This is a genomic window from Azospira oryzae (genome assembly GCF_004217225.1).
GTDB lineage: Bacteria > Pseudomonadota > Gammaproteobacteria > Burkholderiales > Rhodocyclaceae > Azospira > Azospira oryzae.
Genome location: NZ_SHKM01000001.1, coordinates 353350 through 379139 on the forward strand (window position 1 = coordinate 353350; position 25790 = coordinate 379139).

22 protein-coding genes and 1 tRNA gene are annotated in these 25790 nt (G+C 67.9%); 17 read left to right on the forward strand and 6 right to left on the reverse strand.

Annotation, left to right across the window (positions count from 1 at the left end; all coding sequences use genetic code 11):
* Window positions 1–19 precede the first annotated feature (19 nt).
* Window positions 20–871, reverse strand: a complete 852-nt coding sequence (locus EV678_RS01635) for a radical SAM protein (protein ID WP_130458276.1) — start codon at window positions 869–871, stop codon at window positions 20–22.
* Window positions 872–1003: 132 nt separating this feature from the next.
* On the opposite strand from EV678_RS01635, the gene queD reads away from it, so the two are divergent.
* The 7 genes from queD (at window position 1004) to EV678_RS01670 (ending at window position 7410) form a co-directional block, all read left to right on the forward strand.
* The gene (gene queD, locus EV678_RS01640) at window positions 1004–1450 is read left to right on the forward strand and encodes a 6-carboxytetrahydropterin synthase QueD (protein WP_014237198.1); all 447 of its coding nucleotides are present in this window, start codon (window positions 1004–1006) and stop codon (window positions 1448–1450) included.
* A gap of 35 nt (window positions 1451–1485) precedes the next feature.
* On the forward strand, window positions 1486–2154 hold the full coding sequence (locus EV678_RS01645; RefSeq protein ID WP_130458277.1) for an alpha/beta hydrolase: 669 nt from the start codon (window positions 1486–1488) through the stop codon (window positions 2152–2154).
* A gap of 91 nt (window positions 2155–2245) precedes the next feature.
* Window positions 2246–3028 (forward strand): DUF3348 domain-containing protein, encoded by a 783-nt coding sequence (locus EV678_RS01650; protein WP_130458278.1) that lies wholly within the window; start codon window positions 2246–2248, stop codon window positions 3026–3028.
* Complete coding sequence (locus tag EV678_RS01655; RefSeq protein WP_130458279.1) at window positions 3025–5115, forward strand: hypothetical protein; 2091 nt, start codon at window positions 3025–3027, stop codon at window positions 5113–5115. The genes EV678_RS01650 and EV678_RS01655 overlap by 4 nt, the downstream gene beginning before the upstream one ends.
* A complete protein-coding gene (locus EV678_RS01660) occupies window positions 5115–5759 on the forward strand; it encodes an OmpA family protein (RefSeq protein ID WP_130458280.1) in 645 nt (214 codons plus the stop codon). The genes EV678_RS01655 and EV678_RS01660 overlap by 1 nt, the downstream gene beginning before the upstream one ends.
* Window positions 5752–6609 (forward strand): DUF2894 domain-containing protein, encoded by an 858-nt coding sequence (locus tag EV678_RS01665; RefSeq protein WP_165397435.1) that lies wholly within the window; start codon window positions 5752–5754, stop codon window positions 6607–6609. The genes EV678_RS01660 and EV678_RS01665 overlap by 8 nt, the downstream gene beginning before the upstream one ends.
* Before the next feature lie 294 nt (window positions 6610–6903).
* Window positions 6904–7410 carry a DUF4189 domain-containing protein gene (locus tag EV678_RS01670; RefSeq protein WP_130458282.1) on the forward strand — a complete coding sequence of 169 codons (507 nt, stop codon included), beginning with the start codon at window positions 6904–6906 and terminating at the stop codon, window positions 7408–7410.
* A gap of 210 nt (window positions 7411–7620) precedes the next feature.
* Here the strand turns inward: EV678_RS01670 and EV678_RS01675 are convergent.
* A tRNA-Ser gene (locus EV678_RS01675) sits at window positions 7621–7708 on the reverse strand.
* 213 nt (window positions 7709–7921) lie between these two features.
* On the opposite strand from EV678_RS01675, the gene EV678_RS01680 reads away from it, so the two are divergent.
* Window positions 7922–8614 (forward strand): Bax inhibitor-1/YccA family protein, encoded by a 693-nt coding sequence (locus EV678_RS01680; protein WP_130458283.1) that lies wholly within the window; start codon window positions 7922–7924, stop codon window positions 8612–8614.
* A gap of 111 nt (window positions 8615–8725) precedes the next feature.
* Here EV678_RS01680 and EV678_RS01685 read toward each other — a convergent pair whose 3' ends face one another.
* The 3 genes from EV678_RS01685 to EV678_RS01695 all read right to left on the reverse strand — a co-directional run bounded on the left by EV678_RS01685 (window position 8726) and on the right by EV678_RS01695 (window position 13114).
* Complete coding sequence (locus EV678_RS01685; RefSeq protein WP_014237206.1) at window positions 8726–9049, reverse strand: integration host factor subunit beta; 324 nt, start codon at window positions 9047–9049, stop codon at window positions 8726–8728.
* A 61-nt stretch (window positions 9050–9110) separates the two neighbouring features.
* Window positions 9111–10013, reverse strand: coding sequence for a recombination-associated protein RdgC (locus EV678_RS01690; RefSeq protein ID WP_014237207.1), 903 nt, complete (start codon window positions 10011–10013; stop codon window positions 9111–9113).
* A 221-nt stretch (window positions 10014–10234) separates the two neighbouring features.
* Entirely contained in the window at window positions 10235–13114 is a 2880-nt protein-coding gene (locus tag EV678_RS01695; RefSeq protein ID WP_207222144.1) for a bifunctional diguanylate cyclase/phosphodiesterase, read from the reverse strand.
* 201 nt (window positions 13115–13315) lie between these two features.
* Here EV678_RS01695 and EV678_RS01700 point away from each other — a divergent pair, with 201 nt between their 5' ends.
* The 7 genes from EV678_RS01700 to EV678_RS01730 all read left to right on the forward strand — a co-directional run bounded on the left by EV678_RS01700 (window position 13316) and on the right by EV678_RS01730 (window position 20293).
* Window positions 13316–15268 (forward strand): ATP-dependent DNA helicase, encoded by a 1953-nt coding sequence (locus EV678_RS01700; RefSeq protein WP_130458284.1) that lies wholly within the window; start codon window positions 13316–13318, stop codon window positions 15266–15268.
* A 4-nt stretch (window positions 15269–15272) separates the two neighbouring features.
* A complete protein-coding gene (locus EV678_RS01705) occupies window positions 15273–16625 on the forward strand; it encodes a hypothetical protein (RefSeq protein ID WP_130458285.1) in 1353 nt (450 codons plus the stop codon).
* Complete coding sequence (gene mobB, locus EV678_RS01710) at window positions 16625–17146, forward strand: molybdopterin-guanine dinucleotide biosynthesis protein B (RefSeq protein ID WP_130458286.1); 522 nt, start codon at window positions 16625–16627, stop codon at window positions 17144–17146. The genes EV678_RS01705 and mobB overlap by 1 nt, the downstream gene beginning before the upstream one ends.
* Before the next feature lie 30 nt (window positions 17147–17176).
* Entirely contained in the window at window positions 17177–18403 is a 1227-nt protein-coding gene (locus tag EV678_RS01715) for a molybdopterin molybdotransferase MoeA (protein ID WP_172974702.1), read from the forward strand.
* A gap of 9 nt (window positions 18404–18412) precedes the next feature.
* Window positions 18413–18664, forward strand: coding sequence for a molybdopterin converting factor subunit 1 (gene moaD, locus EV678_RS01720; protein WP_014237213.1), 252 nt, complete (start codon window positions 18413–18415; stop codon window positions 18662–18664).
* 27 nt (window positions 18665–18691) lie between these two features.
* Window positions 18692–19153, forward strand: a complete 462-nt coding sequence (gene moaE, locus EV678_RS01725) for a molybdopterin synthase catalytic subunit MoaE (protein ID WP_014237214.1) — start codon at window positions 18692–18694, stop codon at window positions 19151–19153.
* A 264-nt stretch (window positions 19154–19417) separates the two neighbouring features.
* Complete coding sequence (locus tag EV678_RS01730) at window positions 19418–20293, forward strand: hypothetical protein (protein WP_130458288.1); 876 nt, start codon at window positions 19418–19420, stop codon at window positions 20291–20293.
* Between the two features lie 203 nt (window positions 20294–20496).
* Here the strand turns inward: EV678_RS01730 and EV678_RS01735 are convergent, their stop codons facing one another.
* The gene (locus EV678_RS01735) at window positions 20497–22137 is read right to left on the reverse strand and encodes a methyl-accepting chemotaxis protein (RefSeq protein WP_014237216.1); all 1641 of its coding nucleotides are present in this window, start codon (window positions 22135–22137) and stop codon (window positions 20497–20499) included.
* 580 nt (window positions 22138–22717) lie between these two features.
* On the opposite strand from EV678_RS01735, the gene EV678_RS01740 reads away from it, so the two are divergent.
* Window positions 22718–25084 carry a PAS domain-containing sensor histidine kinase gene (locus EV678_RS01740; RefSeq protein ID WP_165397436.1) on the forward strand — a complete coding sequence of 789 codons (2367 nt, stop codon included), beginning with the start codon at window positions 22718–22720 and terminating at the stop codon, window positions 25082–25084.
* The gene (locus tag EV678_RS01745) at window positions 25065–25712 is read left to right on the forward strand and encodes a response regulator (protein ID WP_130458290.1); all 648 of its coding nucleotides are present in this window, start codon (window positions 25065–25067) and stop codon (window positions 25710–25712) included. Before EV678_RS01740 ends, EV678_RS01745 begins: the two co-directional genes overlap by 20 nt.
* Window positions 25713–25790: the final 78 nt, after the last annotated feature.

Consider the following 25790-nt stretch of genomic DNA (forward strand, 5'->3'; position numbering starts at 1 on the left):
GGGTCTGCCGTGCTGCTTTTCAGGGACTGACCGTGACCGGCAGGCCCAGGGCGCGGATGCGCTCGGCCACCGCCTCCAGTTCCGCCGGGCTGAGGCGCTCGAGACGCTCGGCCCCGGGTTGCAGGGACGGGCGGGCCAGGCCGTAGAGATGGACCCCGCGTACCCGTTCCCCGGCCTGGGCCAGCAGCTCCAGGTAGGCCGTCAGTTCGGCCTCCGCTGGTGCGGCGCCGTCGCGGCGGAAGAGGCAGGTCTGGACCCAGGTGGGGGCCAGTTCGCCGCAGCGGCGCAGATTGGCCAGGACCTTGCCCGGATCGCCCCGGGTACCGTTGACCTCCTCCATGCCCGGCGCCGTGGCCCGGTCCACCTTGAACCAGACCTCGCCGCCGGCTTCGCCCAGGCGGCCGATGCCGGCCTGGACCTCGGGCCGGTGCAGCAGGCTGCCGTTGGTGATCAGGCGCAGGGCGATGCGGCCCTGTAGCTGGTGCCGTTCGACCTGGCGCCGCACTGCTTCCACCGCCGCCGGGAATTCGGGGGCGCTGGTGGGTTCGCCGTTGCCGGAAAAGGCGATGTCCATCAGCCGGCGCGCTTCCGGCGGCACGGCCCGCAGCATGAAATCGCCCTGCAGGAGGTCCGTCAGCATGGCGTCCAGTTCCCGCTCCAGTTGGGCCAGGTCGATGGGTGGCGGGCCGCCCCGGGTGAGATCCGGCACCTGGCAATAGACGCAGGCCCAGTTGCAGGCGTTGTTCGGATTGAGGTTGATGCCGACGGAAACGCCACCCGCCCGGCGCGATACCACCGGATAGACGTAGGTCAGACCGGCGCTGTCGCGGCGATGGTCGGTGACGCTGAGGGGCTGGGCAGGGGATTCCATGGGCGGTCGGACAGTGGCTGAAGAATGGCCGGAGCGGGGCTGGGGCCGGGCCGGAGAGGCGCCCGGCAGCGGCGGCGGGGCGGGCTGGTGGCCAATGATATAATCAGCGGCTTACAAAAACACCTCCCCAGCATGCTAATCACCCGCCGCCTGGAATTCGATGCCGGCCATCGCATTCCCGATCACCGCAGCCAGTGCCGCCATCTGCACGGGCACCGCTACGTCCTGGAAATCACCCTGGCCGGCGACATCATCAGCAAGGACGGCGATCCGGCCAACGGCATGGTGATGGACTTCTCCGACGTCAAGGCCCTGGCCAAGGCCCATGTGGTGGATGTGTGGGACCACGCCTTCCTGGTCTATGCCGGGGACAAGGCGGTGGTGGAATTCCTGCAGACCCTGCCGGACCACAAGACCGTGGTGCTGGACTGCATTCCCACGGCGGAAAACCTGTCGGAAACGGCTTTCCGCATTCTCGATGCGGTCTATCAGGACAGCTACGGCAACCATCTGCGCCTGCAGCAGGTGCGCCTCTACGAAACGCCCAACTGCTGGGCCGACGCGGTGCGCCGGGACTGACCCGGCGTCCCCGTTTTCTTTCCCGCCGTGTGCCCGTGAACGACGCCCCGATCCAGATCGATACCGGTTCCGCGCCGACCTTCGCCCTCATCTGGCTGCACGGCCTGGGTGCCGACGGCAGCGATTTTGTCCCCGTCATCCCCGAACTGGGGCTGCCGCCCGAGCTGCCCGGCCGCTTCATCTTTCCCCACGCGCCCTACATGCCCGTCACCTGCAACGGCGGTTACGAGATGCGGGCCTGGTACGACATCCTGTCCCTGGCCCCGGGCAGCCGGGAGGTGGATGAGGCCAGCCTCCAGCGCTCCCGGGAAACGGTGCGGCAGCTGATCGACGAACAGGTGGCGGCGGGCATTCCCAGCCGGCGCATTTTCCTTGCCGGCTTTTCCCAGGGCGGCGCCGTGGCCTACACCACGGCCCTGACCCAGGCCGAGCCCCTGGGCGGACTGATCGCCCTGTCCACCTACCTGCCGGCGCCGGAACTGGTGCGCCGGGAGCTGAGCCCGGCCAACCGGGAACTGCCGGTGTTCGCCGCCCACGGCAGCGACGACGGCGTGGTGGCGCCGGCCCTGGGCCTGCAAGCTCGAGACTGGCTGGAACAATGGGGTCTGGCGCCGGAATGGCGCCTCTATCCCATGGAACATTCCGTCTGCCTGGAAGAGGTGGCGGACATCGGCGCCTGGCTTGTCCGGCGCCTGGCGGCCTAGGGGCGCCGCCGGCAACTTGGTGGATCGAGGAAGGGCCGGGCCCCCGGCGGGCACCGCTTCCGGCAATCCGTTGGTACAACCCATCGCCGTAGTGAAGACGTATTTGTCGCGTACCAATTTCAACAGTTCACGGCTCGTGCGCCTGCTCGCCGATTTCAACGCCGGGGAGCGGGGCGATGCCAGGGCGGAGAGCCGTGGCAAGCCGTCCTTCGCCGAACGGCTGGGGCAGTGGCTGGACCTCAACCACGCCATCGCCCTTTCCGGCGCCCTCCATCCTTCCCTGCGCCAGGGACCGGGGGGGACGGCGGCGGGGGCGGCTGGGGCGGCGGACCAGGTGGCTGCCCTGGTGGCCCGGGTCCAGGCGGCCCTGCGCGATGCCATCACCCAGGAGGGCGGCGGCAAGGCCCGCATCAAGCTGCCCGTGCCGGAAGCCGGCGCCACCCTGGAAAGCGGCGGCAAGTACCTGCCTTACCGGCGTTACTACCTGGCCCAGCAACGGGAGATGGAGGCGGCCCTGGTGCAGCTGCGGGCCCAGGTGCGGGAGGCGCTCAAGGGCGGCTCCCCGTCCCTGCGCCAGCTGGCGGGCCTGGACGGGGTCCTGGAAAAGGCCCTGGCGGAACGGGAGCGCAACCTGTTCCTCAACGTGCCCCTGTTGCTGGAAAAACGCTTCGAACAACTGCGCGACGCCTACACCTCGGCCCTGGAGGCTTCCTCCCAGGCCGACGGGGTGGCGCGCTGGATGCAGCCGGGAGGCTGGCTGGCGGTGTTCTGCAAGGATCTGCAGAGCGTGCTGCTGGCGGAACTGGATCTTCGCCTGCAACCGGTCCTGGGACTGGTGGAGGCTTTTGGCAATGAGGTAAGCAAGTCGCAATGAACCGAAATTTCTGCTTGGCCGCCTTTGCGGTGGGACTGATCGCCGTCTGCTGGGTGGGGGTGGGCTATATGGCCTCCCATCCCCTGGCATTCAGCATGACCCTGATCATCGGCGTGGTGTACTGCGCCGGCGCCCTGGAACTGCTGCGCTTCCACCAGGCCACGGAGAGCCTGGCCCGGGCCCTGGAGCGCATTCCCGAAAACCTGGAACACCTGGCGGACTGGCTGGTGCAGGTCCATCCCTCCCTGCAGAGCGCCGTGCGCCTGCGCATCGAGGGTGAGCGGCCCGGCCTGCCCGGCCCCACGGTGACGCCCTATCTGGTTGGCCTCCTGGTCATGCTCGGCATGCTCGGCACCTTCCTCGGCATGGTGGTTACCCTCAACGGCGCCGTCCTGGCCCTGGAGAGCACCACCGACCTGCAGACCATCCGCGCCTCCCTGGCGGCGCCGGTGAAGGGCCTGGGCCTGGCCTTCGGCACCTCCGTCGCCGGCGTTGCCGCCTCCGCCATGCTGGGCCTCATCTCCTCCCTGTGCCGGCGCCAGCGCCTGCTCACCGCCCAGGGGCTGGACAGCCGCATCGCCACCAGCCTGCGCGGCTTTTCCCTGGTGCACCAGCGCCAGGAAACCTTCAAGGCCCTGCAGGCCCAGTCCCAGTCCCTGCCCGAGGTGGCCGACAAGCTGCAGGCCATGATGGCCCAGATGGAGCGCCACAGCCTGGAACTGCACCAGCGTCTGGCCGCCAGCCAGGAAGCCTTCCACCGGGACGTGCGGGAGGTCTATGGCAATCTGGCCCAGTCCGTCGATGCCTCCCTCAAAGCCAGCCTCAGCGACAGCGCCCGGGCCGCCGGCGCCGCCATCCAGCCGGTGGTGGGAGCCACCATGGCCGGCATCGCCCGGGAAACCACCTCCCTGCACGAGCGGGTGGCCGCCGGCGTCACCTCCCAGGTGGCCGCCCTGGCAGCTGCCTTCGAACAGGGAACGGCGACCCTGCTGTCCGGCGTCCATGCGGACAACGCCAGCCTGCAGGCCGATCTGGCGGCCCGGGAAGCCCAGCGCCAGGCGGCGCTGCAGCAGTCCCTGGAAGGCATGGCCGCCAGCCTGCAGCAGGAATGGCGTCAGGCGGGCGAACGCAGCCTGGAACAGCAGCAGCAGATCTGCCGGACCCTGGAGGCCAGCGCCCAAAGCCTCAACGCCAATGCGGAAGAACACGCCCGCCGCACCATCGACGAAGTGGCCCGGCTAATGCAGGCCGCGGCGGAGACGCCCCGGGTGGTGACCCAGGTGATCGGCGAACTGCGCAGTCTGCAGGCCGATCTGGCGGCCCAGGATGCCCAGCGGCAGCAGGCCCTGGCCCAGTCCCTGCAGGCCATGGCCGCCTCCCTCCAGGGCGAGTGGCAGCAAGCCGGGGCCCGGACCCTGGCCCAGCAGCAGCAGATCTGCGCCACCCTGGAGCAGACCGCCCGGCAGATCGGCGAAAACGCCCAGGCCCACGCCAGCGACACCATCAACGAAATCGCCCGGCTCATGCAGACCGCCGCCGAGGCGCCCCGGGTGGCCGCCGAGGTCATCGGCGAACTGCGCCAGCAACTCTCCGGCAGCATGGTGCGGGACAACGAACTGCTGGAAGAGCGCCGCCGTCTCATGGAAACCCTCAACGGCCTGCTCGACGCCATCAACCATGCCTCGGTGGAACAGCGCAGCGCCATCGACGCCCTGGTTTCCTCCTCCGCCGCCATGCTGGAGCGGGTCGGCGCCGAATTCACCGACAAGGTGGGGGGCGAGTCGGCCCGGATGATCGACGTGGCCTCCCAGATGACCACCAGCGCCGTGGAAGTGGCCAGCCTCGGCGAGGCCTTCGGCCATGCCGTGCAGTGCTTCGCCGAATCCAACGACAAGCTGGTGGCCAACCTGCAGCGCCTCGAAGGCTCCCTCGACAAGAGCATGGCCCGCAGCGACGAGCAGCTGGCCTACTACGTGGCTCAGGCCCGGGAAATCATCGACCTCAGCATCATGTCCCAGAAGCGCATCGTCGATGACCTGCAGGGCCTCTCCGCCCGGCCGGCCGCCGTCGCCGGCGAGGTGGGCTGATGGAGGAGGTGGACGCCAGCGTCGAACAGACGGCCCCCGTGTGGGCCGTTTTCGGCGATCTCATGGCCGGTCTGCTGGGCGCCTTCGTGCTGATCCTGGTGGGGGTGCTGGGCGTCCAGTTGGAACTGGTCAGCACCCTGGAGGCCGAGGTGAAAAAGCGCCAGGTCGAGGAACAGCGGCGCATGGCCCTGGAAAAGGCCCTGGCCATTCCCCTGGCCTCGGGCCGGGTGACCCTCAACAACGGGCGCATCGGCATCAGCGGCAGCGTGCTGTTCTCCCTCAACTCTGACCAGCTGCAGCCCGAGGGGCGGCAGGTGCTGAAAAGCCTGGCCGCGCCCCTGGCCGCCTACCTGGGGGCGAGGGAAGAGATGCTCATGGTCAGCGGCTTCACCGACGACATGCCGGTCAAGGGCAGCAACCGCCAGTTCGACGACAACTGGGAGCTGTCGGCCCAGCGCGCCCTGACCGTGACCCGGGCCCTGATCGACGAAGGCGTGCCCTCGTCCGCCGTTTTCGCCGCCGCCTTCGGCTCCGAGCAGCCGGTGGTGCCCAATGTGGACGCCAAGAACCGGGCCCGCAACCGGCGTGTCGAAATGGCGCCGGTGCCCAGGACCACCAATGGCGGCAGCAAGCCCCATGACTGAGGCTGCCCCGGGCGCGCCGGCCGGCACCGTGCCGTTGCCGCCCACGGCCGGCGACGCGGCCCTGGAAGACCTGCGGCAGCAGGGCGCCGCCGGCTTCGACCCGGTCGGCCTGCGCTACCTGGAAGCCCTGGCCCGCCGCAGCCGGACGTATCGGGGGGGCGTTGCCGAAGGGCTGGCCTCCCGGCTGCAGGCGGCCATGGACGCCTACGGCCGGCGCCTTGCCGCCGCCCGCCAGTCCGCCGCCGAGGCCCTGGCTCAGGCCGCGGCGCGGCATCCTCAGGCTGCCGACGAGTTGCAGGCCCTGTTCGTCGCCGGCGACCTGGCCGGCCTTACTCGCCACATCGCCGCCCTGGATGCCTGCACCGGGCCGGGCCCCCTGGCTGGCCTGCTGGCGTACATGGCCGGCCTGGGGGATGGGGCAGGGCAGGGAGGCGCGGCGGAACCGCCGCCTGCGGCTCCCGATGGGACGCCGGCAACTCCTGTCGCCGCACCGGCCGTGGCGACCGGCACTGGCGAGACCCCTTCCGGCACGGTCTCCCCGGCCCGGGAACTCAAGTCCCTGCGCTATTTCCGCAGCACCTGGTCCCGCCTCAGCGCCGAGCAGCAGCTGGCCCAGGCCCTGGCCCAGGCGCCGGAAAACGCCGGCCCCCTCAATTCCCACCTGCTGGTGCTGCGGGCCCTGCAACTGATGCAGGAGGTGTCACCGGACTATCTGCAGCGCTTCATGTCCTACGCGGACACCCTGCTCTGGCTGGAGCAGGTGGACGACCTCAGCGGCGCCGTCAAACGGCGCAACGAGACGGCCGCCCCCGCTGGCAGGAAGGGCGCCCGTTCCGGCAGCAGCGACTAGCCCGGACCCGCCGGGCCGTCGCCCTGTGGCCGGGAGCGGATACGCGGCGACGGTTTTTTCGCTGGGACTGGCGCGCTCCGCATTGCACCGCTTGCCCCGGCGCAGGCGCGTACGGAGCGGCCGCTGGTTCCGAGTTGGGGTGAACGGGTAATCTGGCAGGGGTAATCTGGCAGGGGTAATCTGGCAGGGGTAATCTGGCAGGGGTAATCTGGCAGGGGTAATCTGGCAGCGGTGCGGATTTCTCTTGGGAGATGGGCAGTGACAGGCAGCGTGGCGGGCCGGCTGGTGCCGGCAATGATGATTCTCCTGGCCTCCCCCGGGGCCCTGGCCGGCGCCTCGGCCTATGCGGTTGGCAGCGGCGAGGCCAGTGGCTGGGCCACCCGCGACAGCCAACTGGAAGCCAATCTGGCGGCCCTGGAGTTGTGCAACCGCCAGGCCCCCCGTCGCGATTGCGTGCTGGATACCACCAAGGCCGTGGTGCGGGCGGAGAACCAGGTGCAGGCTGCCTTCTCCCGCAGCAGCGCCGGCCTGCCGGACGCCCGCAGGCGGGCCCTGGCCAACTGCGGCGCCGCCAACTGCCAGGTGACGCTGGCCGTGACCCAGGCCGGCTTCTATGTCCTGGCCCGCTCCGAGCCGGATCACGCCGGCGACCGGCGTTCCTTCCTCACCTTCGGTTTCGCCGACCTCAACGAGGCCCAGCGCCAGGCGGTTCGCCATTGCGAAGAGGCGTCGGAGCGGCGCTGCAGCGTCGTCTGGAGCGGCGCCATCGCCGGCCTGCAGGCAGTCCGTTCCGCGCCCTGAGTCTGCTCGTTCCCGCCTTCACGGTGTGCGGGGTGGCAGGGAAAATTTGGGGCAGATTTGGGGCAGATTTGGGGCAGATTTGGGGCAGATTTGGGGTCGGCTTGGTCGGTAGAGCGTCTGGCGGGATGTTGCTGCTTGATTGATGCAATGACGTCGTCCGAGCCCTTTTTGCGCGGGCTGCTGGATCGTGACGGCAGGGGGAAGAAAAAGTGGCGGAGGCTGTGAGATTCGAACTCACGGATGGTTGCCCATCGGCAGTTTTCAAGACTGCTGGTTTAAACCACTCACCCAAGCCTCCGCAGTCGCCGGGAGCCTGCAGGACAGCGGGCCGGAGGGCGATGTGGGGCGCCATCATAGCACAGGCCGGCGGCCCTTTTGGCGGCGCCGGCGTGACCGCCCGGAATGCCTTTCTGTAACGGTGTGTAAGGGGGGCTCCCAGGTTTGCAACTTTGCCGGGGCCCGGTTAGTCTTAGCCGTTAACAAAAACCAACTCGTTCTTTTGGAGGACTCCATGCTTCCCCAGTATCAAATGACCGGTGCCGGCACCCAGGCCGGCCTTGCCACCCAGAACAAGGTGCTGCGCAACACTTACCTGTTGCTGGCCCTCTCCATGATCCCCACCGTCATCGGGGCCATGGTCGGCGTGCAGATAGGCTTCTCCTTCTTCGCCGGCAGCCCGATGATTTCCTTCCTGCTGTTCCTCGGCATCGCCTTCGGCTTCATGTGGGGCATCGAGCGCACCAAGAACAGCGGCATGGGCGTGGTCCTGCTACTGGGCTTCACCTTCTTCATGGGCCTGATGCTGTCCCGCATCCTGCAGGTGGCCCTGGGCTTCTCCAATGGCGGTTCCCTGATCGCCATGGCGGCCGGCGGCACCGGTGCCATCTTCTTCACCCTGGCCACCGTGGCCACCGTGACGAAGAAGGACTTTTCCTTCATGGGCAAGTTCCTCTTCATCGGCATGGTGGTGATCCTGCTGGCGGCCGTGGCCAACATCTTCTTCCAGATCCCGGCCCTGGCCCTGACCATCTCCGCTGCCGCGGTGATGCTCTTCTCCGCCTACATCCTCTACGACATCAGCCGCATCGTCACCGGCGGCGAGACCAACTACATCGTCGCCACCCTGTCGGTGTACCTGGACATCTACAACGTCTTCGTCAGCCTGCTGAACCTGCTGATGGCCTTCACCGGCGAGCGCGACTGAACGTTGCGCTAGCAGCATGCAAAAGGGGCGGCCCGTGGGCCGCCCCTTTTTTTATGGTCTGTCTCGAGTGTTATGGGTGTGTGGATCGGTGTGGCGGGGTGCTGCGGTGTTTCAGGCGGCCTGGCGCAGGCGCTGATCCCGGGCGGCCGCTTCGGCGGCTTCCTGGACCCGTTCCCGCAGTTCCTTGCCGGCCTTGAAGTGGGGCACGTGCTTGGCCGGGACTTCCACCTGTTCACCGGTCTTGGGATTGCGGCCCTGGCGGGCCGGGCGGTAGTTGAGGGAGAAACTGCCGAAACCGCGGATTTCCACCCGGTCGCCCCGGGTCAGCGCTTCGGCAATGGCGTCGAGCATCAGATTGACGGCAAAGTCCACATCCCGGGTGGTCAGATGGGGAAGCTTGCCCGTCAGATCGGCAACGAGTTCGGATTTGGTCATAGGGGGCGATTCTAACCCGACAGGCCCCCTCCTTTTCAAGGGGGCCGTTGAATTCAATGACTTATTGCAGGGGCTGCTCGCCGCCCAGGGCCTCCACGATGGCCGGCAGCAGGCGGGAGAATTCGCCGCTCATCAGGGCCAGGTCGGCCTCGAACTGCTCGGCGGCGTTCTCGGCCTGCTTTTCCGCCTCTTCCTTGACCACGTCGAGGAAGGCGACCCGCTTCACTTCCAGCTTCTCGGTGAGGATCAGGGAAATGCGGTCGTTCCAGGTCAGGGCCAGGCGGGTGGGCAGCTTGCCGGCGGCGATGTGCTGGCGCACGTCGTCCCCTTCCAGGGTGTGGCGCACGTAGCGCACGGCGGCCTTTTCCTCCACCGGAGATTTCAGTTCGCAGTCCCGGTCGATGGTGAAGGCGCCGGGGGCGTCGCCGCCGGCCAGCCAGTCGGTCATGGCCGCCACCGGGGACATGGCGGTGTTGAGGCGGGTGAGGGGGAATTCGTCGAGGGACTTGCCCAGCATCTCCAGCACTTCCTCGGCCTTGGAGGCGTTGCTGGCGTCCACCACCAGCCAGCCGCCGGCGGTGTCGATCCAGACGCTGGTGCGGCGGCGGCGGGTGAAGGCCCGGGGCATCAGTTCGTCGCGCACCCGTTCGCGCAGTTCCTTGAGCTGCTTGCGGCCCACCGGGTAGCCCTGCTGCACGGCCAGTTCCTCGGCCCGTTCCTGGGCGGTCTGGTTGACCACGGAGGAGGGCAGGAGCTTGTGTTCAACGGCCAGGGAGAGCAGCAGGTAGGGGCCCTGGGCGTGGGCCAGGGCGGGCTCGTCGGTGGGGGGCAGCCAGCCCTTGGTTTGCGGGTCCATGGGACCGCAGGGGTTGAAACGGTTGCGGCCCAGCTGGGTTTCCAGGGCTTCGGGGCTGGGTTTCCAGCCTGCGGGCAGACGGTAGATTTGCAGGTTCTTGAACCACATGGGCAATGGGATGGGTCTGAAAATGGACCCGCCATTCTACGCGCAATCCGCCCACAAACGCCCCGGCTTGGGGCTTTGATTTCGTCCATGGCGGGACGTCGCGGAAAGCGGTGCGCCACCAACGACCTGCCTGAAACCCAGCAGGGACGGTCGTTTCCGGCATGGGGTGGCGCCCAGGTCCGTCCTGCCTGCCTCCCGGGGCAGGTGCCGCTGCGGCGTCCTCAGTCGTTCGCGGGCGTGGCGCTGCGGTGGCGGCCCAGGAGGGCGGTGATCTCGTCCGCCGGCATGGGCCGGGCCCGGAGGAAACCCTGCATCTGGGCGCAGCCCCGCTCGGCGAGGAAGGACCATTGCTGTTCCGTCTCCACCCCTTCGGCCAGGGTTTCCAGGCCCAGGTCCCGGGCCATGCCGATGATGGCGGTGGTGATGGCGGCGTCCTCCGCATCCTGGGGCAGGTCGCGGATGAAGGAGCGGTCGATCTTCAGCTTGTCCAGGGAGAAGCGCTTCAGGTAGGCCAGGCTGGAATAGCCGGTGCCGAAGTCGTCCAGGGCCAGGCGGATGCCCATGGCCTTGAGCTGGGCCAGGGTCTGGGTGTGGCGCTCGCCGTCTTCCATGAGCATGGATTCGGTCAGCTCCAGTTCCAGCCAGCAGGGCGACAGGCCGCTGGCGGCCAGGGCTTCCTGCACCAGGGCGGCCAGGTTGGCCTGGCGGAACTGCACGGCGGAAATGTTCACCGCCACCACCAGGGGCGGCAGGCCCGCGTCCTGCCAGGCCTGGGCCTGGCGGCAGGCTTCCCGCAGCACCCACTGGCCGATGGGCAGGATCAGGCCCGTCTCCTCCGCCACCGGGATGAAGCGGTCCGGCGGGATCAGGCCCTGCTCCGGCTGCCGCCAGCGCAGCAGGGCCTCGCAGCCCACCAGGGTGCCGCTGTGCAGGTCGTACTGGGGCTGGTAGTGCAGGGCCAGTTCCTGGCGCGCCAGGGCCTGGCGCAGGTTGTTTTCCAGCAGCAGCCGCTGGGACACCCGGGCGTTCATGGCCGCGGTGAAGTACTGGTAGTTGTTGCGCCCGCTTTCCTTGGCCACGTACATGGCGGCGTCGGCGTTCTTCAGCAGGGTGTCGCCGTCCTCGCCATCCTCGGGGAAGACGGCGATGCCGATGCTGGGCGTCACCGCCAGCTCGTAGTCGTCGATGGCCAGGGGCGTGGCCAGGGTGTGCAGCAGCTTTTCCGCCACGCTGGCGGCCTGGGCCGGGCTTTCCAGCTGGGGCAGCAGCAGCACGAATTCGTCGCCGCCCAGGCGGCTCACCGTGTCGCTGGCCCGCACCGCCGTCAGCAGCCGCTCGCCCACCTGGCACAGCACCTGGTCGCCGACGGTGTGGCCGAGGGAGTCGTTGATGTTCTTGAAGCGGTCCAGGTCGAGGAAGAGCAGGGCCAGGCAGCTGCCGGCCCGCCGCGCGGCGGCGATGGCCTGGCCCAGGCGGTCCTGCAGCAGCACCCGGTTGGGCAGGTTGGTGAGGGCGTCGTACTCCGCCAGGTGGCGCACCTGGGCCTCGGCCGCCTTGCGCTCGGTGATGTCGGAGAAGGCGGCGATGTAGTGGCTGGCCTGGCCGCCCTCGTCCCGTACGCTGCTGATGTTGAGCCACTCCGGGTAGAGGGAGCCGTCCTTGCGCCGGTTCCAGATCTCGCCGGACCAGGCGCCGGTGTCCCGCAGCTGGTGCCACATCTGCCGGTAGAAGTCGGCGTCGTGGCGGCCGGAGGAGAAGATGGCCGGGTTCTGCCCCACCACCTCTTCCGGCCGGTAGCCGGTGATGCGGGTGAAGGCCTGGTTCACGGTGATGATGCGGTTGTCGCCGTCGGTAATGACCATGCCCTCGTTGCCGCTCTCGAACACCTGGGCCGCCAGCTTCAGTTCCCGGGCGTTCTCCAGCAATTGGGCGTTGCGGCTGTCCAGGTCCTCCCGGTACTGGCGGAAGAGGCGGGCCAGCCAGCCGGAGAAGAAGAAGGAGAAGAGCAGGGTGGCGCCGGCGGCGACGGCCAGCACCAGGGCCGTGGTGCTGATGTGCTGGCGCACCCCCGATTCCAGGGAGCTGCGGCGGCGCGCCAGGTCTTCCTGCAGGTCGTCCAGGTAGACCCCGGCGATCAGCACCCAGCCCCAGGATTCCACCGGCCGCACCACGGAGAGCTTGGGCGACAGTTTGCCGGTGGCCGGGTTGATCCAGTCGTAGCGGATGGGGCCGCCGCCCTGCCGCGCCAGGTCGAGAATGCGGGCGATGGTGCGCTGCTCGTCGCTGCCCCCCAGGCTGTCCAGGCGGCGCCCTTCGATGCCCGGGTTGGCGGGGGTGATGAGGATGTTGCCGTTCTCGTGCAGCACCGCCAGGTAGCCGTCGTGGGCGAAGCGCACCGAACGCAGGCGCTCCAGGGCCTCCCGCTGCAGGTCCGCCTCCATCTGGTAGAGGTAGTCGCCGGCGCCGATGAGCCAGCCGAAGGGCTCGAAGCGGCGCACGTAGGCGATCTTGTCGGCCATTTCCTTCTCGTTGCCGGGGGCGTACCAGCGGTAGCGGGAATAGCCGTCGCCCCGGGTGCCCGCCTCGATCAGGCCGCGCATGATGTAGTGGCCGCTGTCGTCCCGGTTGTCGAGCAGGGAGCTGCCTTCCCGGCCCGGGGCCGTGGGCAGCAGGACGCAGTTGCCGGCCAGGTCGTCGATGAAGAAATAGCCTCGGCCGTCGAAGAAACGCAAGGGGCGCAGGGCCTCCACCACCAGGCGGCGGATTTCCTTTTCCGGGCGCTTGCCCTTTTCCTGGGCATAGATGGCCTCGGCCAGGCGCAGGGCCTGGTCCACCTGGACCTTGAGGCTGGTCTTGAGCACCGATTCGGTACGGGAGCGGACGAACTCCAGGTAGTTGCGCTTGGAATCCACCTCGGCCTCCAGCAGAGACTGCTGCTGGGCCAGGGTTTCCGCCTCCAGGGCCGCCAGGCTGGCCTCGAAATCCCGCTCGTGCTGCAGGGTGAAGTGGATGCCCAGGCCCAGGGTGAATACCAGGACCAGGGTCAGCATGCCGATGAGCTGCAGGCGGGGGAGGGATTTTTCGTTGATGACCAGAGACACGGGGAACGGCGGCGGAATTTCGAGCGCGAATATTACTATAGTTATATGCGGCAGTCGTGGGGAAACCCGGACGGCGCCGGCCTCCGGCGCTCCGCCCGGCAGCCCGGGGAGCAAGGCCTGCGCCGGGTGCGGCCCTGCGGCCGGCGCAGGCGGCGGGCCGGCTTTCTGGTAGCATTGGCACCCTGTTTCGGTCCCGCCTCCATGCTCGCCTCTCCCCATCTCGTCGCTGATACCGCCGCCGTTTTCGAGCCGGGCGGCCCCCTGTCCGCCAACATCCCCGGCTACCGCACCCGCAGTCAGCAGGTGGAGATGGCCGAGAAGATCGCCGCCGCCATCGCCGACAACCGCATGCTGGTGGCCGAGGCCGGCACCGGCACCGGCAAGACCTACGCCTACCTGGTGCCGGCCCTGCTTTCCGGCGGCAAGGTGATCGTCTCCACCGGCACCAAGACCCTGCAGGACCAGCTCTTCAACAAGGACATCCCCACCGTCCGCGCCGCCCTCAAGGCCCCGGTGAAGGTGGCCCTGCTCAAGGGCCGGGCCAACTACGTCTGCCCCTACCACCTGGACCGCTCCCTGCTCGACGGCCGCTTCCAGAACCGGGAGGACGTGGCCTACATCCAGAAGATCGCCCGCTTCGCCAAGGAAACCCGTAGCGGCGACAAGGCCGAGTGCCTGGACGTGCCGGAAAACGCCACGGCCTGGATCATGGCCACCTCCACCCGGGAGAACTGCCTGGGCCAGGAGTGCCCCCACCACAAGGAATGCTTCGTCCTGCAGGCGCGCAAGGAAGCCCTTTCGGCGGACGTGGTGGTGGTGAACCACCACCTATTCTTCGCCGACGTCATGCTCAAGGACGAAGGCATGGCCGAACTGCTGCCGGCCTGCAACGCGGTGATCTTCGACGAGGCGCACCAGCTGCCGGAAACCGCCAGCCTCTTCTTCGGCGACAGCTTCTCCACCTCCCAGGTCCTGGACCTGGCCCGGGACGCCCGCAGCGAGGGCCTGGCCAGCGCCCGGGACTGCCTCGACCTGCAGGAGGCCACCCGCATCGTGGACAAGGCCGCCAAGGACCTGCGCCTCACCGTCGCCGTGGAGCCGGCCCGCTATGCCTGGGGCCAGCTCGAGGGCAACGCCCAGTTCCTCGACGGCCTTGCCAACCTGGAAAAGGAACTGGAGCTGCTCAACGCCATCCTGGAAAACCAGGCCGAGCGCAGCGAGGGCCTGGAGAACTGCTGGCGGCGCAACGGCGAACTGCTGCAGCGCCTCGTCCAGTGGCGCCAGGAGCAGCCCGGGGTGGTGCGCTGGGGCGAGGCCTTCAACCATTCCCTGCAGCTCAACGCCACGCCCCTGGATGTGGCCCGCCTCTTCCGCAAGCAGCTGGACGGCCATCCCCGGGCCTGGATCTTCACCTCCGCCACCCTGGCGGTGCAGGCCGACTTCTCCCACTACTGCAACGAGCTGGGCCTGTGGGACGCCGAATCGGCCCGCTGGGAAAGCCCCTTCGACTACGGCCAGCAGGCCGTGCTCTACGCCCCCCGGGACATTCCCGATCCCAACCTGCCCGGCTTCACCGAAGCCGTGGTGGAGGCCGCCTGGCCCGCCCTCAAGGCCTGCGGCGGCGGCGCCTTCTTCCTGTGCACCTCGCTCAGGGCCATGCGCCGCACCCACGAACTGCTGGCCGCCAAGCTGGAGGACGAGGGCCTGGAAATGCCCCTGCTGCTCCAGGGCGAAGGCAGCAAGACCGAGCTGCTGGAACGCTTCCGCCGCCTCGGCAACGCCGTCCTGGTGGGCAGCCAGAGCTTCTGGGAGGGCGTGGACGTGCGCGGCGAGGCCCTTTCCCTGGTGGTCATCGACAAGCTGCCCTTCGCCCCGCCGGACGACCCGGTGCTCAAAGCCCGGGTGGAACAGATGGAAAAGGAAGGCCGCAGCGCCTTCATGGAATACCAGCTGCCCCGGGCCGTGATCAACGTCAAGCAGGGCGCCGGCCGCCTCATCCGCGACGAGACGGACCGGGGCGTGCTGATGATCTGCGACCCCCGGCTCATCACCAAACCCTACGGCAAGCGCGTCTGGCGCAGCCTGCCGCCCATGAAGCGGACCCGGGATTTGATCGAAGTCCTGGATTTCTATGCCGCCCTCCAGCCCAATTGACCCCATGACGGCCGCCATCCTGCCTCCCGTTCCCCGCCTCGACGAGCTTTCCCCGGATTGCCGGGAGGCCGCCGCCCACCTCAACCGGGACTGCGCCTGCCTGGCCCTGGACCACGCCGCCCTGGAGGCCCAGCTGGAAGGGGAGGGGGGCAACGGCGATTTCTACCGGGCGCTGCGCGAGAGCCGGCCCCACCTCTTTTCCGACACCATGGTCTTCGTCGGCGAGGCCCACCTGGAAGCCATGGCCGAGCTGGCCGCGGCGGTGGACGAGGTGGCGCACCTGCCGGCCTACCAGGCAGCGGTGCTGGCCTGGGCACCCCAAAGCGCCCGCTTCGCCCCGCCCAACGCCGGCGTCTTCCTCGGCTACGACTTCCACCTCACCGTGGACGGTCCCCGCCTCATCGAGATCAACACCAACGCCGGCGGCGGCCTGCTCAACGCCAAGCTGGCCCGGGCCCAGCGCGCCTGCTGCGCCACCGTCAGCCACTTCCTGCCGGAGGCCGGCGGGGTGGAAGCCGCCTTCCTCGCCATGTTCCGCGAGGAATGGTGCCTGGCCCGGGGCGATGCGCCCCTGCGCCGCATCGCCATCGTCGATACGGCGCCGGCGGAGCAGTACCTGGCCCCCGAATTCGAACTGTTCCGCCGTCTCTTCGAAGCCGCCGGCATCGCCGCCGTGGTGGCCGACCCCGGCGAATTCACCTACCGGGACGGTGTGCTGTGGCACGGCGGCCAGCCGGTGGACCTGGTCTATAACCGCCTCACCGACTTCGCCCTGGAAGAGCCGGCCAGCGCGCCGTTGCAAGAGGCCTACCTGGCCGGTGCCGCCGTGGTCACGCCCCATCCCCGGGCCCACGCCCTCTTTGCCGACAAGCGCAATCTGGTGCTGCTCTCCGACCCGCAGCGGCTGGCCGAGTTGGGCGTGCCCGAGGCTTGCCGCCGCATCTTCGCCGCCACCATTCCTCCCACCCGCCTGGTGCGGGCGGCGGAGGGGGAACAGTGGTGGAGCCAGCGCAAGCAGTGGTTCTTCAAGCCCGCCGCCGGTTTTGGCAGCCGCGCCGCCTACCGGGGCGACAAGCTGACCAAGCGGGTGTTCGAGGAAATCCTCGCCGCCGGCCAGGACGACGGCACCGCCTACGTGGCCCAGGCCCTGGTGCCCCCCTCGGAGCGCCGCGTCTTCTCCGGCCCCGCCGCCGGCGACAGTCACGCCCACCTGAAGCTGGACATCCGCGCCTACGCCTACCAGGGCCAGGTGCAGCTGGCCGCGGCCCGCCTCTACCAGGGCCAGACCACCAATTTCCGCACTGCCGGCGGCGGTTTTGCCGCCGTCTTCGCCGTGCCCTGCCGGGAGGAAAAGTGATGGCGGAGGAAGTGCGTCCCCCTCGGGTTTTCGGCTTCACCGGCACCAGCGGCTCCGGCAAGACCACCCTGGTGGAGCAGGTCATTCCCCGGCTCATCGCCCGGGGCTGGAAAGTCTCCCTGATCAAGCATGCCCACCACGGTTTCGACCTGGACACCCCGGGCAAGGATTCCTACCGCCACCGGCAGGCCGGCTGCGGCGAAGTGATGGTCACCTGCGGCAGCCGCTGGGCCCTCATGCACGAACTGCGGGAAGAGGCGGAGCCGACCCTGGCCCAACACCTGGCCCGCTTCGCCCCCTGCGACCTGGTGCTGGTGGAAGGCTTCAAGCAGGAAGCGATACCGAAAATCGAGGTGTATCGGGCCGCCAACGGCAAGGCGCCCCTGTATCCTGAAAATCACCACATCGTCGCCGTGGCTACCGACAGCCCGGTGCACACCGCATTGCCGGTACTCGACGTGAACGATGCGGAAGCGGTGGCCGCTTTCGTCATGGACTATTTCAAGCACCCACAGCGATGATGTAAAGCCAAGACTCCAAGGATGACGCCCATGCTCAGTTTTGAAGACGCCCTGGCCCAGTTGCTGGCCGCTGCCAAGCCCGTCAGCGAAGTTCGCTGGCTGCCCACCCAGGCCGCCGCCGGCCGGGTGCTGGCCCAGGACCTGACCTCCACGGTCAATGTGCCGCCCCTGGATAACTCCGCCATGGACGGCTACGCCGTGCGCGCCGCCGACATTCCCGTGCCCGGCACCGTGCTGCCGGTCTCCCAACGCATTCCCGCCGGTTCCGTCGGCACCACCCTGGAACCGGGCACCGCCGCCCGCATCTTCACCGGCGCCCCGGTGCCTCCCGGCGCCGACGCCGTCATCATGCAGGAACGCTGCGAGCATGCCGGCGAAGGCCGGGTCAATTTCCAGCACGTGCCCAAGGCCGGGGAGAACATCCGCCGGGCCGGGGAAGACGTGGCCAAGGACGCCCGCATCCTCGCCGCCGGCACCCGCCTGGGGCCGGCCCAGCTGGCCTTCGCCGCCTCCGTCGGCCTGGCCGAAGTGCCCGTGTATCGCCGCCTGCGGGTGGCCACCTTCTTCACCGGCGACGAGCTGGTGATGCCGGGCCAGCCCCTGCCGGCAGGGGCCATCTACAACTCCAACCGCTACGCCATCGTCGCCCTGCTGGAACGCCTGGGTTGCGAAGTGAAAGACCTGGGCCAGGTGCCCGACAGCCTGGAAGCCACCCGGGCTGCCCTGCGCGAAGCCGCCGACGCCGCCGATCTGGTGGTGACCTGCGGCGGCGTCTCCGTGGGCGAGGAAGATCACGTCAAGCCCGCCGTGGAAGCCGAAGGCAGCCTCAACCTGTGGAGTATCGCCATCAAGCCGGGCAAGCCCCTGGCCTTCGGCGAAGTGCGCCGCAGCGAAGGCGAAAGCGCGGGGCAGGGCAGCGCCGCCTTCATCGGCCTGCCGGGCAATCCGGTCTCCGCCTTCGTCACTTTCCTCATGCTGGTGCGGCCCTTCATCCTGCGCAGCCAGGGCGCTACCGAGGTGGCCCCCCGGGCCTACTCCCTTCCGGCCGCTGGCGAGTGGAAGAAGGCCGACAAACGCCGCGAATTCCTCCGTGCCAGCCTCACCGCCGAAGGCTCCGTGGCCCTCTACCGCCATCAGGGCGCCGGGGTCATGGCCTCCCTGGTGGAAGCCACGGGCCTCATCGACAATCCTCCGGGGCAGGTGATCCAGGCCGGCGACACCGTGCGCTTCCTCTCCTTCTCCGAACTCCTGGGCTAAGGTTCCGTCATGATCAAGGTGCTCTATTTCGCCGGCCTGCGGGAAGCCCTGGGCACGGCCGCCGAGGAAGTCTCGCCGCCGCTCGACCTGCTCGACGTGGGCGCCCTGCGGGCCCACCTGGCGGCCCGGGGCGGCGACTGGGAAAAACTGCTGACCACCAAGAACCTGCGCTTCGCGGTGAACCAGGACATGGCCCGGGCCGACACCCCGGTGCACGACGGCGACGAAGTGGCCTTCTTCCCGCCGGTCACCGGCGGCTGATGCGGCTGATTCCCTGAAGGAGCGAACATGAGCGTCCGCGTGCAGCAAGAGGATTTCGACCTGTCCGCCGAAGTCGCGGCCCTGCGCGCCGGCCAGCCCGGCGTCGGCGCCGTGGCCGCCTTCGTCGGCCTGGTGCGGGACATGAACGAGGGCAGCGGCGTCTCCGAGATGGCCCTGGAGCACTATCCGGGCATGACGGAAAAGGCCCTGGAGGCCATCGTCGCCGAGGCCAGGGCACGCTGGGACATCCTCGGCGCCCGCATCATCCACCGGGTCGGCACCCTGCAGCCCTGCGACCAGATCGTCCTGGTGGCGGTGAGCAGCGCCCACCGGGGCGAGGCCTTCGCCGCCTGCGAGTTCATCATGGACTACCTGAAGACCCGGGCCCCGTTCTGGAAGCGGGAAGTGACCCCCGCCGGCGCCCGCTGGGTGGACGCCCGGGAAACGGACGACTCCGCCGCCGCCCGCTGGGAGAAGGGCGGCAAATAAGCCACTCCAGGAGATAGGCAGGACGCCGCTCTCCGGCATGCCATGCCCAGGATGCCCGTCCCGTCTTCCTTTCCAGGGAGTGACGAAATCTGCAGCGGCTTTTTTTTGTTCACGGCCACCAGCCCGGGTTTCGTTGTTGCCTGGGGTGGCGTCGCCGGGGTCCGGCAAGTCCGTTTGTTCCCGAATTGTGCAAATGTCATGAGTTGATATGATGCCCGGGTCCAATTGTTCTGCCGCCGCTTTCGCTGCCGCGGCCACCCCGCCATGAACCGCTTTTCTCTTACCGCTTCCTGTATCGCCTTCGCCGTTACCTTCAGCCAGCCTGCCGCTGCGGGCCTGTTCGGTCCCGCCAGCCAACCTCTGCAGGGTGACGCCCTGCTGGAAAAATTGCATTCAGCTCCGGTGGTATTCAAGGTCCAGGGAAATCTGCTCCATATCCGCTCCAAGGGAGCCGAGGTCGGCGGTTTTCTGCTCGGCTTGGTGGCCGGTAGTGCCATGGCCTCGGGCACAACCAACCCGGGTGCGAGTGCCCAGCAGATGCAGGCCAATATGCAGATAGCCACCACTTTCAGCCAGAACGTGAATAGTGCTGTCATCAGTGCCGCCGAGGCCCAGGCGGCCAAGCCTCGGGCTCAGGTGGCGAAGGAGGGGCCGGTCCTGGCTGTCAGCCAAGAACTCCTGGCCAGTTTGTCCCAGGTGCCGCAGTTGAATATCGCCACCGCCGGCGCTGAGCGCAGTGCTTCTGCCGCCGACCTGCAACTGACGGTTTCCCAGCCCCAGTGGCAACTCGACTATTCCATGCTGTCTAGCGACTACACCCTGCGCTACAACGTCAGCGTGCAGCTCTACCAGAAGGAAAGCGACACGATCTACTTCAAGGAGTCCTGCCAGGGCGAATACGGGGAGAAGATGCCCCAGGAAGAATGGGAACGGGATGAGTTCGGCGCCCTGCAGAATGCTTCCCGGGAGATCGCCAAGCGTTGTGCGGCCGAGTTGCAGGGCAAGCTGGGATTGGCAACCGGGGCGGTTGCAATGGCGGAGGAACCCACCGATACGGTACCAGCTGTGGTGTCGTCGGCCCCCTCCGAGGCCGGGGCACCTGCCGTTGCTGGAGAGCCTGCTGCAGATACTGGCCAATAACGCTCGGGCGGCTGATGGTCGTCACAGGGATTGATCAAGCCGCCGTCAGGCGGCTTTTTCATGGGGGATTGCCGGTCTCCGGCCGACGCCGGACGACCATGGCAGGTACGGGGTGCGGTGGTGCTTCAGTCATTGGGAGTCTTTGGCCTGCCCCATGAAAAAGGCCGCCCGCAGGCGGCCTTGGCGTGGTCGGCGGTGACGCCTCAGTGGGTCTTGAAGCGGCTCACCGAGCCGTGCAGTTCCAGGGACAGTTCCTGCAGGTGGCGCGCCGCCTCGGCCGTGTGGGCGATGGCGTTGGCGCTGTCCTCGGACATGCGGGCGATGCGCTCGATGCTCTGGGCCATGTCGCTGGAAGTGGTGCTCTGTTCCTTGATGGAATTGGTGATGTCGTTTACCACCTGGGTCACCCGCTGGGCGCCGTCCCGGATGTTGTTGATGGATTCGCCGGCCTCGTTGGCCAGTTCCACCCCCTTGTCCACCTGATTCACGCCCAGTTCCATGCTGGCCACGGCGTTGCGGGTGCCCGCCTGGATCTTGCTGATGGTGTCGGCGATTTCCTGGGTGGACAGGCTGGTGCGTTCGGCCAGCTTGCGCACCTCGTCGGCCACCACGGCAAAGCCCCGGCCCTGTTCCCCGGCCCGGGCCGCCTCGATGGCGGCGTTCAAGGCCAGCAGGTTGGTCTGGTCGGCGATTTCCTTGATGGTGTTGACGATGGAGGTGATCTGGTCGGACTGGCGGCCCAGCTCTTCGATGATGGAGGAGGAGGCCTGCACCGCTTCGGCGATCTGGCGCATTTCCTGGGCGGCGTTGTGGATGACCACGGTGCCCTGCTGGGAATAGTCGCCGGACTGGGTGCTGATGGCGTGGGCTTCCCGGGCGTTTTCCGCCACCTGGTCGATACTCACGGTCATCTCCTGCATGGCGGCGGCCATGGAGGCGGCGGATTCGCTCTGCTCCCGGGCCGAACCGGTAACTTCCTCGGAGGCCCGCATCAGCTGGGCGGCAGCGGTGGACAGCTGTTCGGCGCCGCCGACGATGCTGCCGATCATGCTGCGCAGGGTTTCCTGCATTTCCTTCATGCTGGCGATGAGACTGGTGGAATCGCCGGCCTCGGTGCGGATGTCCACCGTCAGGTCGCCGGCGGCGATGCGCTTGGTGATGACCGTGGCCTCGTGGGGTTCGCCGCCCAGGATGCGCAGCAGGCTGCGCCGCACCAGGAACAGGGAGACGCTGATGAGGCCGCCGATGGCCAGGCCCCAGATGAGGAACTTGATGGCTTCCTGCTTGAAGATGGCGTTCACGTCGTCGGTGTAGATGCCGCTGCCGATGACCCAGCCCCAGGGCTCATAGCCCTTGACGTAGGAGATCTTCGGCACCGGGTCCTCGAAGCCGGGCTTGGGCCACAGGTAGTCGACGAAGCCGGCGCCCTGTTTCTTCACCGTCTCGTTGAATTCGCGGAAGAGGTACTTGCCGGCCTTGTCCTTCAGCTGGTCCAGCTTCTTGCCGTCCATCTCCGGCTTGATGGGGTGCATCACCATCAGGTCGTTGAGGTCGTTGATCCAGAAATACTCGATCTTGTCGTAGCGCAGGTCCTTGATGGCGGCGATGGCGGCCTGCTGGGCTTCTTCCTTGCTCAGTTTGCCCGCCTGGACCTGCTTGTCGTAGTGGGCCACCAGGCCGTGGGCCACTTCCACCAGGTTGCGCACCTTTTCCTGGCGATCCTGCATGAGCAGGGATTTTTCCGTGGCCAGCACCACGGCGAACAGCACCACCAGGCTCAGGACCGTGATGCCGGTGAGCCAGAGGAACTTGGTACGAATGGAAACGGGTTTTCCGGTAGTCATGGTGTCTTCCTCCACAGGCGCCGGACGGCATGCCTGCTCGTTGTTTTTTTAAGGCAGAGCAAATCTGCTGCGGAGATTCTAGCCGAAACTGGGCCCGTCCCGACAAACGCCGCTGTCCGGAAACGACGATTAGGCGCCTGTCCTACGCCGATGTTCTAAAAACCGGATGCCGTGGGAATAGGGGCGCGAAAGCTGGGGATGTAGTGAAAAGCGCCATATACAATAACGATTTTCGCTACACACAAATGAATCGGCTCCTGATAGGTGGGCCAGGTCCGGCGCCCTAAAATGGTGAGTTTGGTCGGTAGGTCCAGGGCCGATGCTGCCTCGACGTTCTGCCTCAATCCGGTCCGGATGGGTTGCAGCGTACGGATGGAAGCTCCTGTGGTCCCCAGCAAGGCGTGGGGGAGGGGAACAGGACGTAGCGCAATACATCGTTTGTTCACAACAAGAATACACCGGCCTTTTTCTGGGCTCAGTTCCATTGCCGCCGAATCTCAGCCTATCTCCGGGAGGAGCGGTCGGGGCGGGCGGCAAGGGGGGCGCCATTAGCGACTAGGACATGCTGGAGGAAGGAATCATGGGAGGAATCTGGCCGGACTTCCTGACTGCGCTGATTCTGGTCGGCATCGGGTGGTCCTGCAGCCTGCTGCTGCTCGACCGGGAAACCATTCCCCGCCTGCTGTCCTCCCTCAACCTGGGGCGGCTGCTGCACCTCTCCCTCGAATCGTCGGACCTGGGCATCTGGTGCTACGAGCATCAGCAGGACCGCATCTTCCTCGACGGCCGCGCCAGCCTGCTGCTGGGCCTGCCGACCCGGGCGGCGCGTCTGGCCGAATTCCTCGAATGCGTGGTGCCGGAAGACCGGGAGCGCATCCGTCGCATCTGGCTGCATCCGCCGACGACGGCAGCGCCGGGGACGGTGGAATTCCGCGTTGGCGACTCGCACCGGGGCCTGCGCCATCTCTCCCTCTCCTCGGGTCTGCCCGGCCGTGGCGGCAAGCGCCGGCGCCGGAGCGGGGCCATGGCCATGGGCACCCTGCAGGATGTGACCGAGCGCAAGAAGGTGGAAATCGCCCTGCGCGAGAGCGAGGCCCGCTTCTCCACCATCTTCCGCACCTGCCCGGCGGGCATCGCCCTCTGCCGGGTGGCCGACGGCTCCCTGGTGGATGTGAATCCCGCCTTTCTCCATATCTACGGCCTGGAGCGGCAGGAGGTCATCGGCATGACGTCCTTCGCCCTGCATCTGTGGGGCTCGCCCCAGCAGCGGGAGGTGGCCCTGGCCTCCATTCTCATCGACGGACGGGGCTACCAGAGCGAGCGTTCCATCCGTCGCCCGGACGGCCAGGTGCGCCACCTGCTGATCTCGGTGGACCTGGTCTTTCTCGACAGCGAGCGCTACCTGCAGTGGACCCTGCTGGACGTGACGGAGAACCGGCGCAGCCAGGCCCTGGCCAGCCGCAACGAGATTCTCACCAACGCCATCATGAATTCCCTCGACGTGGCCGTGGCGGTGCTGGACCGGGAGGGCAACATCCTGCGCACCAATCGCAAATGGTCCGAGTTCGCTCTCGGCAACGGCGCCGGCGAGGAGCTGGCGGCAGGGGTGGGGCTCAACTATTTCGAGGTCTGCCGCCGCTCCTTTCCCGAGGCTTCGGCGACGGAAGCCCTGGCCGGCATGCAGGCGGTGCTGGAGGAAAGGCTGCCGGTGGCCAGCATCGAGTATCCCTGCCATGGTCCTGCCGGCGAGCGCTGGTATCTGTTGCAGGCGACGCCCCTGGGTTCGGGCCTGCAGGGCCTGGTCACCATCCACATGGACATCACCGCCCGGCGCCAGGCGGAAGAGGGCCTGCGGCAGCGCCTCATGCTGCAGGACAAGCTGGCCCGGGTGGCGGCTTCGGTGCCCGGGGTCATCTATTCGATCAAGCTGCGGCCCGACGGCACTTTCTGCATTCCCTACGCCATGCAGGGCTCGGTGGACATCTTCGGCCTGCGGCCGGAGGACCTGACGGAGGACCTGGGGCCGGTCCTCAGCCGCATCCACGGCGCCGACCAGGAACGGGTGCTGGCGGTGGTGCTGGAGTCGGCCCGGACCATGGCCCCCTGGCACTGCGAGTTCCGCGTGCATCATCCCCAGGGGGGCGTGCGCTGGGTGGAGAGCAAGGCGGTGCCGCGGCTGGAGGACGACGGTTGCGTCATCTGGCACGGCTATATCCACGACGTCAGCGCCCGCAAGCAGGCCGACGCCGAACTGATGCGCTCCCGGGACCAGCTGCGGGCCCTCAACGAAGGCCTGCAGCGGGTGCGGGAGGAGGAGCGTTCCCGCATCTCCCTGGAAATCCACGACCAGCTGGGGCAGAGCCTGACCGTGCTGAAGCTGGAGATGGCCTGGCTGCGGGCCCGCCTGCTGGGCGGACAGGCGGAGGAAAAGACCCGGCTGCAGGAGGTCGGCCGCCTCATCGACGACACCCTGCGCGCCGTGCGCACCATTTCCTGGGATTTGCGCCCCGGCATCCTCGACACCCTGGGCCTGGGGGCCGGCGTCGAGTGGCTGGTGGACGATTTCCGCCGCCGCCTGGGCATCCGCTGCAACGTGGTGGTGCCCCGGGAGCGCCTGGAGCTGCCGGATGTCCTGGCCACCCATCTGTTCCGCATCTGCCAGGAACTGCTGACCAATGTGGCGCGCCATGCCCAGGCCAACCGCATCGATGTGAGCCTGGGCCTGGCCGACGGCCGGGTCCTGCTGGAGGTGCGGGACAACGGCAGGGGGATGCCGATGCTGCCCGCCCACGGCCATTCCCTGGGCTTGCTGGGCATCAAGGAGCGGGCGGCCCAATGCGGCGGCGAGGTGCACATCGCCACCCGCCCGGAAATCGAGGGCACCCGGGTGCGGGTTCTCGTTCCACTTATAACAAGGGAGACGGATATTGGAAATATTGGTCATTGACGACCATCCCGTCGTCAGCCGGGGCATCAGCCAGATCCTCGACCAGGAACACGACATGCGAGTGGCGGCCCAGGCCGGCACCATCGACGAGGCCCTGCTGCTGCTGCGACAGCGCAGCTTCGACGTGCTGGTGCTGGATGTGAACCTGCCGGGCCGCAACGGCCTGGAGGCCCTGCCGGAAATCCACCGCATCGCGTCGGCCATGCCCATTCTCATTTTCAGCATCCACTCGGAGGAGCACCTGGCCATGCGCGCCCTGAAGAACGGTGCCAGCGGCTTTCTCAACAAGGAAAACGCACCGGAGGAACTGGTGCGGGCAGTGCGCAAGCTGGCCGCCGGCGGCACCTATGTCAGCGCCCGCCTGGCGGAGTGGCTGGCCCTGGAGGTGAGCGGCCGGCGCCAGTGCCTGCCCCACGAGAACCTCTCCGACCGGGAGTACCAGGTGATGTGCCTGCTGGCGGCCGGACGCTCCGTCTCCCAGATCGCCGAAACCCTGCACCGCAGCCCCAACACCATCAGCACCTACCGGGCCCGCATCCTGGCCAAGATGGGCATCCGCAACAATGCCGAACTGACCCTCTACGCCATCAACAACCGCCTCATCGCCAGCCCGCCGGCCCCCTTCTAGGGCCATTCCGTACGGCTCGAGCTTTCCCCGGCAGGCTGTAGTTGCAACGACGACAAACCTCCGGCAGGAAGGTGATAG

Coding starts and splice junctions, on each gene's coding strand:
- EV678_RS01635 (WP_130458276.1), bottom strand. CDS start 871: ATGGAATCCCCTGCCCAGCCCCTCAGCGTCACCGACCATCGCCGCGAC.
- queD (WP_014237198.1), top strand. CDS start 1,004: ATGCTAATCACCCGCCGCCTGGAATTCGATGCCGGCCATCGCATTCCC.
- EV678_RS01655 (WP_130458279.1), top strand. CDS start 3,025: ATGAACCGAAATTTCTGCTTGGCCGCCTTTGCGGTGGGACTGATCGCC.
- EV678_RS01660 (WP_130458280.1), top strand. CDS start 5,115: ATGGAGGAGGTGGACGCCAGCGTCGAACAGACGGCCCCCGTGTGGGCC.
- EV678_RS01665 (WP_165397435.1), top strand. CDS start 5,752: ATGACTGAGGCTGCCCCGGGCGCGCCGGCCGGCACCGTGCCGTTGCCG.
- EV678_RS01670 (WP_130458282.1), top strand. CDS start 6,904: ATGATGATTCTCCTGGCCTCCCCCGGGGCCCTGGCCGGCGCCTCGGCC.
- EV678_RS01680 (WP_130458283.1), top strand. CDS start 7,922: ATGCTTCCCCAGTATCAAATGACCGGTGCCGGCACCCAGGCCGGCCTT.
- EV678_RS01685 (WP_014237206.1), bottom strand. CDS start 9,049: ATGACCAAATCCGAACTCGTTGCCGATCTGACGGGCAAGCTTCCCCAT.
- EV678_RS01690 (WP_014237207.1), bottom strand. CDS start 10,013: ATGTGGTTCAAGAACCTGCAAATCTACCGTCTGCCCGCAGGCTGGAAA.
- EV678_RS01700 (WP_130458284.1), top strand. CDS start 13,316: ATGCTCGCCTCTCCCCATCTCGTCGCTGATACCGCCGCCGTTTTCGAG.
- EV678_RS01705 (WP_130458285.1), top strand. CDS start 15,273: ATGACGGCCGCCATCCTGCCTCCCGTTCCCCGCCTCGACGAGCTTTCC.
- mobB (WP_130458286.1), top strand. CDS start 16,625: ATGGCGGAGGAAGTGCGTCCCCCTCGGGTTTTCGGCTTCACCGGCACC.
- EV678_RS01715 (WP_172974702.1), top strand. CDS start 17,177: ATGCTCAGTTTTGAAGACGCCCTGGCCCAGTTGCTGGCCGCTGCCAAG.
- moaD (WP_014237213.1), top strand. CDS start 18,413: ATGATCAAGGTGCTCTATTTCGCCGGCCTGCGGGAAGCCCTGGGCACG.
- moaE (WP_014237214.1), top strand. CDS start 18,692: ATGAGCGTCCGCGTGCAGCAAGAGGATTTCGACCTGTCCGCCGAAGTC.
- EV678_RS01730 (WP_130458288.1), top strand. CDS start 19,418: ATGAACCGCTTTTCTCTTACCGCTTCCTGTATCGCCTTCGCCGTTACC.
- EV678_RS01735 (WP_014237216.1), bottom strand. CDS start 22,137: ATGACTACCGGAAAACCCGTTTCCATTCGTACCAAGTTCCTCTGGCTC.
- EV678_RS01740 (WP_165397436.1), top strand. CDS start 22,718: ATGGGAGGAATCTGGCCGGACTTCCTGACTGCGCTGATTCTGGTCGGC.